This window comes from Reyranella sp., from assembly GCF_052439685.1.
In the GTDB taxonomy this organism is placed as follows: Bacteria; Pseudomonadota; Alphaproteobacteria; order Reyranellales; family Reyranellaceae; genus Reyranella.
Map to the genome: position 1 here is coordinate 163559 of NZ_JBQVQG010000003.1, position 12353 is coordinate 175911.

Annotated in this window: 10 protein-coding genes; 6 read left to right on the forward strand and 4 right to left on the reverse strand. The window is 67.0% G+C overall.

The genetic code is table 11. The annotated features are described in order from the left end of the window. Positions 1-51: 51 nt before the first annotated feature. Complete coding sequence (locus ACT6UX_RS06355; protein ID WP_444774303.1) at positions 52-1020, reverse strand: Bug family tripartite tricarboxylate transporter substrate binding protein; 969 nt, start codon at positions 1018-1020, stop codon at positions 52-54. A gap of 58 nt (positions 1021-1078) precedes the next feature. Beyond that, complete coding sequence (locus ACT6UX_RS06360) at positions 1079-1948, reverse strand: MBL fold metallo-hydrolase (RefSeq protein ID WP_444774304.1); 870 nt, start codon at positions 1946-1948, stop codon at positions 1079-1081. A 61-nt stretch (positions 1949-2009) separates the two neighbouring features. Between ACT6UX_RS06360 and ACT6UX_RS06365 the strand changes: the two genes are divergently transcribed. Genes ACT6UX_RS06365 through ACT6UX_RS06375 form a run of 3 tightly spaced genes read left to right on the forward strand, consistent with a single transcriptional unit; the run spans position 2010 to position 3670 of the window. Continuing rightward, positions 2010-2327: an ArsR/SmtB family transcription factor gene (locus tag ACT6UX_RS06365; RefSeq protein ID WP_444774305.1), complete on the forward strand. Its 318-nt coding sequence runs from the start codon at positions 2010-2012 to the stop codon at positions 2325-2327. Positions 2328-2351: 24 nt separating this feature from the next. Further along, a complete protein-coding gene (locus ACT6UX_RS06370; RefSeq protein ID WP_444774306.1) occupies positions 2352-2879 on the forward strand; it encodes a rhodanese-like domain-containing protein in 528 nt (175 codons plus the stop codon). Beyond that, positions 2879-3670 carry a sulfite exporter TauE/SafE family protein gene (locus tag ACT6UX_RS06375; RefSeq protein WP_444774307.1) on the forward strand — a complete coding sequence of 264 codons (792 nt, stop codon included), beginning with the start codon at positions 2879-2881 and terminating at the stop codon, positions 3668-3670. Before ACT6UX_RS06370 ends, ACT6UX_RS06375 begins: the two co-directional genes overlap by 1 nt. Here the strand turns inward: ACT6UX_RS06375 and ACT6UX_RS06380 are convergent, their stop codons facing one another. Next, a complete protein-coding gene (locus ACT6UX_RS06380) occupies positions 3671-5956 on the reverse strand; it encodes a xanthine dehydrogenase family protein molybdopterin-binding subunit (RefSeq protein ID WP_444774308.1) in 2286 nt (761 codons plus the stop codon). It lies immediately after the preceding gene. A gap of 157 nt (positions 5957-6113) precedes the next feature. Between ACT6UX_RS06380 and ACT6UX_RS06385 the strand changes: the two genes are divergently transcribed. After that, positions 6114-8186: a hypothetical protein gene (locus ACT6UX_RS06385; RefSeq protein ID WP_444774309.1), complete on the forward strand. Its 2073-nt coding sequence runs from the start codon at positions 6114-6116 to the stop codon at positions 8184-8186. A gap of 102 nt (positions 8187-8288) precedes the next feature. Continuing rightward, positions 8289-10382 (forward strand): hypothetical protein, encoded by a 2094-nt coding sequence (locus tag ACT6UX_RS06390; RefSeq protein ID WP_444774310.1) that lies wholly within the window; start codon positions 8289-8291, stop codon positions 10380-10382. Positions 10383-10396: 14 nt separating this feature from the next. On the opposite strand, the gene ACT6UX_RS06395 is transcribed toward ACT6UX_RS06390, so the two are convergent. Beyond that, positions 10397-11440: a threonine aldolase family protein gene (locus ACT6UX_RS06395; RefSeq protein WP_444774311.1), complete on the reverse strand. Its 1044-nt coding sequence runs from the start codon at positions 11438-11440 to the stop codon at positions 10397-10399. A 54-nt stretch (positions 11441-11494) separates the two neighbouring features. On the opposite strand from ACT6UX_RS06395, the gene ACT6UX_RS06400 reads away from it, so the two are divergent. Next, positions 11495-12325, forward strand: a complete 831-nt coding sequence (locus ACT6UX_RS06400) for an enoyl-CoA hydratase/isomerase family protein (RefSeq protein ID WP_444774312.1) — start codon at positions 11495-11497, stop codon at positions 12323-12325. Positions 12326-12353 lie beyond the last annotated feature (28 nt).

Genomic DNA, 12353 nt, shown 5'->3' on the forward strand with positions numbered 1-12353 from the left:
CGCTCGCATGGGGAGGTCTTCCGGTCCTTGATGTGGATCAGGCCCCATCGCTCATTCGGGCTCAACGCCGGCACGCTTCACGGCGTCGCCCCAGGCGGCGCAACCGGTCTTCATGATCTCGGTCATGTCCGCGGGCGTCGTACCGGTGGCAATCAGGCCCATGTCGAGCAGTTTTTCCTTGCCCTCGGGAGTCTGCACCAGCTTGCGGATCTCCGCGCTCACCCGTTCGACGATTTCCTTGGGCGTGCCGGCCGGTGCCATGACGCCGTTCCAGCCGGTCAGGTTGATCTTGTAGCCGGCCTCCTCGAAGGTCGGCACGTTGGGCAGGCGCGGCCAGCGCTGGGCAGACGTGACCGCGAGCGGCGTCAGCTTGCCACCGTTGATCGCGCCGCCGCTGGCGGCGAGGTCCTGGATGGTCATCGGGATATGGCCGGCGATGACGTCCTGGACGGCCGGCCCGGCGCCCTTGTAGGGCACGTGCGTCATGTCGAGCTTCTCGGCCTGGTTCAGCATCTCGCCCCAGATGTGCGAAGAGGAGCCGTTGCCGAACGAGGCGAAGTTCACCTTGCCCTTGCGCTCTTTGGCCCAGGCGACGAATTCCTTTACCGATTTGATGCCCAGCGAGGGCGGCACGACCATGGCGAGCGGCGCGAGCCCGTGCTGCGTCACCGGCATGAAGTCCTTGAACCCGTCATAGGGGATCTTCTTGTAGACGTAGGGATTGATGCACATCATCGACGAGTTCACGTAGACGAACGTGTAACCGTCGCCGGGCGCATTCTTGACGATCTCCATGCCGACCATGCCGTTTGCGCCGGGCTTGTTGTCGACGATCACCTGCTGGCCCAGCACGCCGGAGAGCTTCTCGGCGAAGTAGCGTGACACGACATCGGTCTGGCCGCCCGGCGGATAGGGCGCGACCAGCCTGATGGGTTTGTTGGGCCATGCCGCCTGGGCGAAAGCCGACGAGGCGAACAGGACCAGCGCGCCCGCGAGCGCGAGGACGGTTTTCTTGGACATGATGCGTTTCTTCTCCCTTGGGCGCGAGCCTAACGGGAGCGAAGCGCGCTGCCAATCGTCATGCCGCGACGAGCGTCACCGGAATCTTGAGGTAGCTCTGGCCGTTCTCGTCCGGCGGCGGAAGATGACCCGCCCGGATGTTCACCTGCACCGAGGGCAGGAGCAGTACGGGCGCCGCCAGCGTGGCGTCGCGCTTGGTGCGCATCGCGACGAAATCGGACTCGGGCACGCCGTCATGCACATGGACGTTGCGCGCCCGCTCCTCGGCAACGGTCGTCTCCCAGGCATACTGGTCGCGGCCGGGCGCCTTGTAGTCGTGGCACATGAACAGGCGCGTCTCCGGCGGCAGGGCGAGCAAGCGCCGGATCGAGCGGTAGAGCGTGGGCGCGTCGCCACCGGGGAAGTCGGCGCGGGCGGTGCCGTAGTCGGGCATGAAGATCGTGTCGCCCACGAACACGGCGTCGCCGATCCGGTAGGCGACGTCCGCCGGCGTGTGGCCGGGCAGGTGCAGCACCTCGATGCGGAGCTTGCCGAGCGTCAGAACCTCGCCGTCCTTGACCAGCCGGTCGAACTCGCTTCCGTCTTCGCTCACGTCCGCCGCGTTGAAGACCTTCTTGAAGATCTTCTGCACGTCGCGGATGTGCTCGCCGATGACGACCTTCGCACCGATGCGCGCCTTCAACAGCGGCGCGGCCGTCAGATGATCAGCGTGGGCATGGGTTTCCAGAATCCATTCGACCGAGGCTTGCCGTTCCGCCGCTTTGGCGAGGACGCGTTCGGCGGATCTGGTCGAGGCCTTTCCCGACTTGTGGTCGTAGTCGAGCACCGGGTCGACGATTGCCGCGCGGCGGGTCTCCGGATCGGTCACCAGATAGGTCACCGTGTAAGTCGCCTCGTCGAAGAAGGCGTCGATGATGGGATGGCTCATGAATTCCTCCGTTCTCTCATTGACATATATATTAGTGATATCTAAATTAGCAATACCTAAAATGAAAACGAAACAGAACATCGACCCCAGGGCGCTTCAGGCGAAAGCCGGCGAAGTGGCCGGCATCCTCTCGGCGCTCGCGAACGACCGCCGCCTGCTCATCCTCTGCAAGCTCGTGGAGGTGGGGGAGGCGACCGTCGGCACGCTCGCGGCCGAGGTCGGCCTGTCGCAGTCGGCGCTGTCCCAGCATCTCGCACGCATGCGGGAGGAGGGGATCGTCGCCTTCCGGCGCGAGGCGCAGACCGTCTGGTACCGGATCGGCGACGCCCGGATCGAGACGCTGCTGTCGACGCTTCATCGACTCTATTGCGCGGACTGAACGGCCGCGCGGAAAGGATCCATCATGTCCCTGCCAGTCATCGATGCCGCCAAGGCGCGGCAGCTCATCGCCGAAGGCGCCGTCCTGGTCGACGTGCGCGAGGCCGACGAAAGGGCGCGCGAGCACATCCCGGGCACGCAGCATGCGCCGCTCTCCACGCTGCGGAGCGTGGAAGCGCCCGGCGCGAAGGCGGTCATCTTTCATTGCCGCTCGGGCGCCCGCACCGGCGCCAACGCTGCCCGCCTCGGCGAGGCGGCGGGATGCGAGGCCTATCTGCTCGAAGGCGGGCTCGAAGCCTGGAAGCGCGCCGGTCTGCCGGTCTCGGCCGACCGGAGCCAGCCGATCGAGATCATGCGGCAGGTCCAGATCGTCGCCGGCAGCCTCGTCGTGCTGGGTGTCGTCCTCAGCCTGTGGGTGGCGCCCGCGTTCCTCGCCGTCTCGGCCTTCGTCGGCGCCGGGCTGGTGTTCGCCGGCAGCACGGGATGGTGCGGCATGGCCAAGCTGCTGGCGCTGATGCCGTGGAACCGGACGGTGCGGAAGGCGCTGGCCTGATGTTCGCCCCGGTCGCCGCGCTTGCCTCGGGCGGAGTGGTCGGCCTCGTCCTCGGACTCATCGGGGGCGGGGGCTCGATCCTCGCCGTGCCGCTGCTGCTCTACGCCGTTGGCCTGCCGTCGGCCCATGTCGCGATCGGCACCGCCGCCTTCGCCGTTGCCATCAATGCCGCGGCGGGGCTGGCGATGCATGCGCGCAAGGCGCCGATCCGCTGGCCCTGCGCCATCGTGTTCAGCCTCGCGGGTGTCGGTGGCGCCTTCGCCGGCGCGGCGCTCGGCAAGGCGATGGACGGGCAGAAGCTCGTGGCGCTGTTCGGCGTCCTGATGATCGTCGTCGGCCTGATGATGCTGCGCCCGAAGGATCGAGGCGGCGCCCGGTCTGCCTGGCTGACGCGCGAGAACGCCCGGCAGCTCCTGCCGCGTCTCATTGTGCTGGGTGCGGGCGTCGGCCTGCTGTCGGGCTTCTTCGGCATCGGCGGCGGCTTCCTGATCGTGCCGGGCCTGATCCTCGCCGCCGACATGAAGCTGGAGGAGGCGACCAGCGCCTCGCTCGTCGCGGTGACCGCCTTCGGCATCACGGCAGCCGGCAGCTATGCCTGGTCCGGGCTGGTGGACTGGCAGGTGGCAGCCCTGCTGATCGCGGGCGGTGTCGCCGGTGCGCTGGCCGGCACCAAGGCCAATGCCGTGCTGGCCAGGCGCAAGGGCGCCCTGACGAGGATCTTCGCGCTCTTCGTGATCGCGGCCGGCCTCTATGTCGGCGGCCGCGGCCTCTTCGACCTGCTGTCGGCCTGATCAGCCCTTCTGCAGGGCCGCCCAGACCTTGGCGGCGGTCAACGGCATGTCGATGTGACGGATGCCGAGCGGCCGCAGTGCGTCGAGGACGGCATTGGCCAGCGCCGCCGGCGCGCCGTTGGTCGGCAGTTCGCCGACGCCCTTGAAGCCCAGCATGTTGTTGGGCGAAGGCGTCGCGATCGTCTCGATCCCGAACGAGGGCACGTCGTCGGCCCGCGGCAAGGCATAGTCCATCAGGGTGCCCGTGAGCAGCTGCCCGCTGTCCTCGTCGTACAGGGCCTCTTCCATCAGCGCGTTGCCGAGACCGTGCACGATGCCGCCATGCATCTGGCCCGCGAGCAGGCGCGGGTTCACGACCTGGCCGCAATCGGCGACGGCCAGGAAGCGGTCGATGCGCGTCTCGCCGGTCTCGGGATCGACTTCGACCTCGCAGACCATGACGCCGGTCGGGAAGGACTCGATCTTGTCGGCGAACACCGCATCGCCGTCGAACGGCTTCCAGGCCGCCAGTTCGAACAGGCCGACCCGCCGGTCCGTGCCCACGATTTCGAAGGCGCCGTCGCGATAGGCGATGTCGGCGGGCGATGTCTCGAGCCGTTCGGCGGCGAGATCGCGACCGCGCTCGATCAGCACGTCGGCCGCGCGCTTCAGCGTCGTGCCGCTGATGATGGTCGAGGAGGAGCCCCCGGTGCCGCCGCCGTGCGGGATGCTGCGCGTGTCCCCTTGCTGGATTTCGATTCGCTCGACGGGGACGCCGAGCGTGGCCGCCAGGATCTGCGCGAACACCGTCTCGTGGCCCTGGCCCTGGCTCTGCGAGCCGACCCGCGCGACCAGCCTGCCGGCCTCGGCATTCACCACGACATGCTCGTCGGCGATGCCGCCGGTGCCGTGCAGGTGGCAGGACAGGCCAAGCCCGCGCCGCTTGCCCGCGGCTTCGCTGGCCGCGCGCCGGGAGTTGAAGCCCGCTTCGTCGGCGGCCGACAGCGCCGTCTCGAACAGCCGGGTGCAATCGGCGGCGTCGTAGGTGTAGCCGCTCGCCGCCGCGTAGGGCATCTCGTCGGCACGCAGCAGGTTGAGACGCCGCAGCTCGACCGGCGTGCGGCCGGTCTCGTACGCCGCCAGATCGACCAGGCGCTCCAGCAGGAACAGCGCCTCGGGCTTGCCCGCGCCACGGATGGCATCGACCGGCACGGTGTTGCTGAAGACGCAGTCGAAATCGACCCGGATCGCGGGAATGCGGTAGAGGCCCGAAATGACTTTGGCGAGGCCGGTGGTCGGGATGGTCGGCGCGAACATCGAGACATAGGCGCCATAGTTGGCCTCTGCCTTCACGCGCAGGCCGATGAAGCGGCCGTCGGCGTCGAGGGCGAGATCCGCCGTGGCAACGAGGTCGCGGGCATGGCTGTCGGCCAGCGCGAGCTCACCGCGCTCGCAGGTCCAGCGCAGGCCGCGGGCGATCTTGCGAGTCGCCCAGGCGATCAGCGTCGATTCGGCATAGATGGGATATTTCGGCCCGAAGCCGCCGCCGACATCCTGGGTGACGAGACGCAGTTTTTCCTTCGGGACGTGAAGGACGCGCTCGCACATCAGCCGGTGCGGGATCTGCACGCCCTGAGAGGAGAAGGTGACGGTGACGAGATCCTCGCCGGCCTCGTAGCGCGACCAGGCGGACCGCGTCTCCATGTAATGCACGATCTGGCGCGGCGAGCGGATCGAGAGCGTCGTGACATGGGCGGCACGCGCAAACGCGGCCTCGGTTGCCGCTCCATCGCCCTTACCCCACCGGCACATCAGGTTGCCGGGCACGTCGTCATGCACGAGCGGCGCATCCGCGGCCAGCGCCTGCGCCGCCGTCACGACGGCGGGCAATTCCTCGTAGTCGACCTGGAGCAGTTCGGCGGCGTCGCGCGCCTGGTCGATCGTGCCCGCCACGATCATCGCCACGATGTCGCCGACATGGCGCACCTTGCCGACCGGCATGGGGAGATGCTCCGGTTCGCGATGGCGATTTCCCGCCGCATCCTTGATCTCGCTGATGGCCGGCAGGTGACCGACCTTGTCGGCCACCAGATCCTGCGCCGTATAGACGGCCTCGACCCCGGGAGAGGCGAGTGCGGCCGCCGTGTCGATGCCCAGGATACGCGCATGCGCATGCGGCGAACGTACGAACAGCACGGCGAGTGCATCGGCCGGCGCCGTATTATCGGCATAGCGGCCGCGGCCGGTCAGGAATCGCTGGTCCTCGCGACGGGCGATCGAACGACCGAGCTGGAGTGGCGCGTTCATCGAGTTCCGTCGCTCCGACCCGGAGTGCGATGCCGACGCGCGCAGGTTGTCGTAGTCTTTGCCACCGAATACTCTCAGTCGTTCGTTAGCGATCTTTATACACTGGTTAACGCGCCCGGCATCGACGATGAAATCTAGGCTTTGGATCAAATCTGCCTTGGCGATGACCCTGTCGCTGTTCTTCGCCGCTCCCGTGGCGCATGCGCAATCGTCGACTGGTCGGACGACGCTCAGCCGGGCGATCGAGCTGATCGACGCGCATCTCGAGAAGGCGCAGCGCGAGACGGATGCCGACCTGAAACGGCGGATGCAGATCGAAGCCTATGTCGCGCTGCTGTCGCTCCCGTCGACGCACCGGCAGTACGAGGCGGCGGACAGGTTGCGGGTGATACATGAGCCGCTCAAACCGCTGTCTGGCGACAATCACGTGCTGGAAACGGGCATCGACGAGGCGATAGTCCTGGCGGGGGAGCGGGGCCACCTGCAGCGGGTCTACCTCATCGATCGGCAGTATTACGGATCGTCGTCCGGCAAGGGCGTAGACCGCCAGTATTTCTGGCAGGTCATGCGCGCGAACGATCCGGACGCGATGACCTGGCTTTTTCAGTCGATGCAGCCAGCCCTTGGCGAGCGTGGGAGTGCAACCAATCGCGGCATTGTCCTCAACTGGCTGTGCCAGCGAGGCTACAGGTCGCTTGCCCGGGAAGTCGCGATCCGGCTCACGGAGCCTGAAGTCGACGGCGTGATGGGCCTCGCGCTAGCTGACCTTGGCGCGACGGCCGAGGCCGAGCAGCGGGCGGACCGGGTCATGATGCAGACGGCGCAACATGCGCCGGCGGGACCCGAGATCCTGGCGCGTCTTGCCATCGTGGCGAGCCGCCGCGGCGACGGTGCCGAGGTCGAACGCCTCGTCCGAAAGTTCGTCAGCGTGGTCGCGCCGGGCCAAATCTTGCCGGATCGCAGAGTTTCGACCGACTACGGCGATTGTGACTGGACCCTCGACCGCGGATACTGGTTCCGTTGGGGAGCGCGCAGCATCTATTGGTCGACCGCCTTCAAGGTGCACGGCGAGTCTCGCCCTTACTCGTCACCATGGCCGTCGCAACTCGTCGCCTTGGCAGAGTCGATCGCCGGCACGAGTACAGGCGCCCGGTCGATTGATCTGATAGACCAACTGATCGTCGTCTTCGACAAAAGCGCACGCGAGAACGGCATCGACATGATCAATGCCGCGATTCTGGCGGCTGCCCCGCAAACCGAACTCGCGATGCTCAATGGGCCCATGATCTCCTGGTATGTGGCAAGGCAATCGTTGGTCCTTGCCCGCGTGATGGCAGTTGGCGCGATCGATGACCAGGCCGCCAGGCTTCTGAGCTTGGATCGGATCATGGAATTTCTGATTTCCTATCCGCATTCGGGCCTGGTCCCGCGACTGGCCGATCTTCCCGAGCCCGAACGCAAGATCCTCGGTCAGGCAGCTCCGAGATTGCCGGCGACGCTCCGGTTCATCGCGTTGATTCTCGAGGGCAGGGGAGCGGATGCTCAGGCGCTCAGGGCGTCGGATCCATCTGCGATCTGGCTTGATAACTGGCGCCTCACGTACCTCATCGACATTCTGGAAAATGCCGGCTTGCGCGCTCGGGCCGTCGCGGCGCTCGATGCCTATCTCCTGGTTTTTCCCGAGAAGCAATTCGCGGTCGTCTGGCTATTGATACTGCAAGGACAGGTCGACAAGGCCAGGACGATGCTGCGCGATTTCGCCGCCAGTAGCGTGAGCGGCGGCGGAGGGTTCTTGGACGTCTTCACGAGTGTCATGCTGTTGCAAGAGATGGGCGACGACACCGACATTTCGTCCTTCATGCGCCTTCGCAAGAGCGACGACGTGGAAGAGGCATCGAGACGCCTGATCGAGATCGTGGATGCGTTTGCATGGGCTGCCAGGGCGGATCAGATCGAAGCTGCATTGCGTGATCTTCCATCGGAGGTGGCACAATTGCCGCCGAGGGACGCTTCCTGCCTGCGTGACACGCTTGAGGGGCTTCTGGCGGTCGCGCTGTCGCGGCGCGGCGATCTTGAGGCGGGCATTCGCTTGGTCGCCGACCGTAACCTGGAGCAGCGAAAGCTCTGCTGGCCGGGCGAGGGACGCTCTAAGGGCTATCACAGCGAGCCGGTTTTCGACATCCGGTTCCTGGTGCAGGAATGGGCTCGACGCGGACATGACGGCCCTTAGCGGTTAAGCCGAACTGCCCGGATTGCCGCCGTTCTTGCCATCAAATGCGCTCAGTCGTTCGTTAAAGATCTCCAGGGACGGTTCCGGCGACCAGCATTGACGATGAAAATTCGGGTTTGGATCAAGTCTGTCTTGGCTGCGGCCTTGGGAGTGTGCTGCCTTGCTTCGCTTGGCCAGGCGCAATCCCCTGCCGATCGCACGACGCTCGCCCGGGCAACTGAGCTGGTCGATGCGCATCTCGACAAGGCGCAGCGCGAGACGAATGTCGATCTGAAGCGGCGGATGCAGGTCGAGGCCTATCTGGCATTGCTCTCCCTGCCGTCGACCCACCGTCCGTATGAGGCCGCCGACCGGCTGAGGGTGATCGACGAGGCGCTGGCGGAGAAAGCCGCGTCGACCGATCGCGAAGTCATCGAAGTGGGCCTCGGCGCGGCCAGGACGCTGGCCGAGGAGCGCGACGACCTGCAGCGCATCTTCCTGCTCGACCGGCAGTATTCCGGCCTGTCGTCCGGTGAGGGCGTCAACAAGCAGTATTTCCTGCAGCTCATGCGCGCGAACGACGCTGAGGCCATGAGCTGGTTCTTCCAGTCGATGCAGCCCGGCGTCGGCGAGGTGGCGGGGATCGTCAATCGCAGCGTCGCGATCGACTGGCTGTGCCAGCGCGGCCACCGGTCGCTGGCGCGGCAGGTGGCAATACGGCTGACCGCGCCCGAACTCGACGCCGCCATGGGGCTGAGGCTGGCCGATCTCGGGGCTGCAGCCGAGGCCGAGCAGCGCGCGTCGGGCAGCATGACACAGACCACGCGCCGCGCCCCGCCCGGTCCGGAGATCCTGGCACGGCTCGCCGTCATGGCCAGCCGGCGCGGGGACAGTGCAGAAGTCGAGCGCCTGGTCCGCAAGGTCGTCGAGGCGGTCGAGCCGCGGCAACTGTCGCCCGACCGCCGCGTGTCGGTCGACTATGGCGACTGCGACTGGACTCTGGATCGCGGCTTCGCGCGACGCTGGCAGGCGCGCAGCGTTTACTGGCAATCGGCTTTCAAGCTGTCGGCGCAACCCGGCGGCACGCCGCTCGGGCAGCCCTATCTCGTTGCGCTCGCGGACTCGGTGGCCGGGGCGACCGAGGGGCCTGCTTCGGTCGAACTGATCGAACAGCTTATCGCCATCTTTGACAAGAGCGCGCGCGAGAACAGCATCGATCTCACCAATGCCGCGATCCTGGCGGCCGATGCCCAGACCGATCTCGCGCGCCGCAACAATGCGCCGGCGCTCGCCTGGTACGGGGCGCGGCAGTCGCTGATCCTCGCGCGCGTGGCGGCGGGCGCTCCGATCGACGAGGCGGCGGCCAAGGCGCTGGGCGTGGACTGGGCGGCTTCCTTCCTGGCGATCTATCCGCGATCTCCGCTCGCGCGGAGACTGGCCGGGCTCACCGGGCCCGACCGGGAGATCCTGGATCGCATCAATCCCAAGCTGCGGGCGCAACTCCAGTTGATCGGCCTGGCGCTCGAAGGCAATGCGGTCGACGCCCGGGCACTGATGGACTCGGAACCGGCCGCGGCCGACCTCGACGCCGGCCCCGTCCTCCGCATCATCGAGGCGCAGCAGAATGCCGGTCTGACGGACCGGGCCGCGGCTGCACTCGATGCTTATCTGCACGTCTTCCCGGGCAAGGACCTTCCGGCGCTGCGGCTCCTGTTGCTGCAGGGGCGGGTCGACAGGGCGAAGATGCTGCTGCGGGAATTCGTGGCCGGCAGCGCGGGCGCCTTCGGCGTCTCGGACATCTTCGTGGGCGTCATGCTGCTGCGCGAGCTGGGTGATCGGAGCGATGTCTCGACGCTCGTGGGCCTGCGGCAGGGCGCCGACGCGCAGGAAGCGAGCCGCCGACTGGTCGAGGTGGCCGATGCGCTGGCCTGGGACGGCGCTGCGGGCGAAATCGAAGCCGCGGCCCGCCAGCTTCCGCGCGAGCTGGCGCAGCTTCCGGCTAAAGACGCCGCCTGCCTGCGCGATACATTGCAGGGATTGCAGGCTGTTGCCCTCGCGCGGCGCGGCGAGCTGGAGGCAGGCGTTCGCCTGGTCGAAGGTCGCAGCCTCGAGCAGCGCCAGTTCTGCTGGGTCGGCAAGGGCTACGACAGCAAGCCGATTTTCGACGTCCGTTTCCTGGTTCAGGAGTGGGTCCGCCGTGGCTACGCCGCGCCGTAGCTTCTGCCGCAGACTTACGCCGCCAGCGCGTCGCTGATCACCTTCAGCGCGCTGTCGATGTCGACCTTGTTGACGTCGAGATGGGTGACGGCGCGGATGCGGTTGCCGGCGGCGGTGCCCATGCCGACGCCGCGCTCCTTACAGGCCTCGACCAGTCGCAGCGGCGTCCAGCCGGGCTTGGTGACCTCGAAGAAGACCAGGTTGGTCTCCATGCGCGGCACATCGATCTTCAGGCCCTTGATGTTGGCGATGCCCTCCGAGAGATGGCGGGCATTGTCGTGGTCCTCGGCGAGGCGGTCCCAGTTGTGTTCGAGGGCGTAGAGCGCGGCGGCGGCGATGATGCCGGACTGCCGCATCGAGCCGCCCAGCATCTGCTTCTGGCGCCACGCCTCGTGGATGAATTCCTTCGAGCCCGCGAGACTCGCGCCGACCGGCGCGCCCAGGCCCTTGGTGTAGTCGAGCCACAGCGAGTCGACGCAGGCGGCGTAGTCGCTGGCCTTCGTTCCCGATTTGACGACCGCGTTGCAGAGGCGGGCGCCGTCCATGTGCAGGCTGAGGCCGGCCTCGCGCGCCACCTTGGTCACGCCCTGCATGGTGGCGAGCGGCCACACGGTGCCGCAGCCGCCGTTCGAGGTGTTCTCGATCGACACGAGGCGCGAGCGCGGCGCGTTGCGGCTGTTGGGGTCGCGGATGGCTTCCTTGACCTGCTCGCCGGTGAAGACGCCCTGGGGGCCGTCGAGCATGCGGATCATGACGCCGGCATTCGCGGCGGTGCCGCCCGTTTCGGCGTTGATGATGTGCGCCGTGCGGTCGGCGATCACCTCGTCGCCCAGCCGGCAATGGACGCGGATGGCGATCTGGTTGCCCATGGTGCCGCTGGGCAGGAACACGGCGTCTTCCTTGCCCAGCAGCTCGCAGACGCGGTCACGCAGGCGGTTGACGGTGGGATCTTCCATCTTCTGCTCGTCGCCGACCTCGGCGTCGGCCATGGCCTTCCGCATGCCGGGGGAGGGCTTGGTCTTGGTGTCGCTGTAAAGGTCGATGAAACGGTTTTGCATGGCGTGTCCTGATCTCCTGCGCCACCATACCGGCAATAGACAGGAGGAGGAAACATGAGCCAGTTTGCGGCCGCATCCACAGATTCGGTCATGCCAGAGGAGCTGCTCTCCGCCGTCGACGGCGCCATCGCGACGATCACGCTCAATGCGCCGCAGCGCATGAACACCATCTCCGGACCGATGCTCAGGCAGCTCACAGACGCCTTGGTCAAGGCGAACGAGGACCGGGCCGTGCGCGTGGTGATCCTGACGGGAACGGGCCGCGCCTTCTGCGCCGGGTTGAACCTCGAGGCGCAGAACAAGGGTACCGACAATCTGAGTGTCGGTTCGGGCGCGACGCCGACCAACATCGATCTGCGCAACACGCCGCCGCCCGTCATGCACGCGATGGACAAGCCGGTGATCTGCGCCCTCAACGGATCCGCGGCCGGCTACGGGCTCGACTTGGCACTTGGCGCCGACATTAGGGTGATGGCCCAATCGGCCAAGCTCGCCGCCTCCTATGCCAAGCGTGGCGTCCTGCCGGAATCCGGTGGCACCTGGTACCTGCCACGCATGCTGGGCTGGGCGAAGGCCGCGGAGCTGATCTTCACCGGCCGGACGCTGAGCGCCGCGCAATCTCTGGAGATCGGCCTGGTGAACAAGGTCGTGCCGGATGGCGACGTCATGCGTGCCGCCCGCGAGCTGGCGCTGGAGATCGCCGCGAACGCGCCGCTCGCCATCCAGGCGGCCAAGCGCATGATGCGCATGGCGTGGAACGAGCCGTTCAACGAGCACGTCCATCACGTCTTCCTGCAGCTCCTGCCGCTGATGCAGACCGACGACATGAAAGAGGGCATCAGGGCCTTTCTCGAGAAGCGCGAGCCCAACTTCACCGGCCGGTGACGGATGCAGCGTCGCTGAAATCGCCCGG

Bases quoted from the DNA above. Each gene is read 5' to 3' on its own strand.
- ACT6UX_RS06370 (WP_444774306.1), top strand. From the start codon at position 2,352: ATGTCCCTGCCAGTCATCGATGCCGCCAAGGCGCGGCAGCTCATCGCC.
- ACT6UX_RS06375 (WP_444774307.1), top strand. From the start codon at position 2,879: ATGTTCGCCCCGGTCGCCGCGCTTGCCTCGGGCGGAGTGGTCGGCCTC.
- ACT6UX_RS06355 (WP_444774303.1), bottom strand. From the start codon at position 1,020: ATGTCCAAGAAAACCGTCCTCGCGCTCGCGGGCGCGCTGGTCCTGTTC.
- ACT6UX_RS06395 (WP_444774311.1), bottom strand. From the start codon at position 11,440: ATGCAAAACCGTTTCATCGACCTTTACAGCGACACCAAGACCAAGCCC.
- ACT6UX_RS06390 (WP_444774310.1), top strand. From the start codon at position 8,289: ATGAAAATTCGGGTTTGGATCAAGTCTGTCTTGGCTGCGGCCTTGGGA.
- ACT6UX_RS06365 (WP_444774305.1), top strand. From the start codon at position 2,010: ATGAAAACGAAACAGAACATCGACCCCAGGGCGCTTCAGGCGAAAGCC.
- ACT6UX_RS06360 (WP_444774304.1), bottom strand. From the start codon at position 1,948: ATGAGCCATCCCATCATCGACGCCTTCTTCGACGAGGCGACTTACACG.
- ACT6UX_RS06380 (WP_444774308.1), bottom strand. From the start codon at position 5,956: ATGAACGCGCCACTCCAGCTCGGTCGTTCGATCGCCCGTCGCGAGGAC.
- ACT6UX_RS06400 (WP_444774312.1), top strand. From the start codon at position 11,495: ATGAGCCAGTTTGCGGCCGCATCCACAGATTCGGTCATGCCAGAGGAG.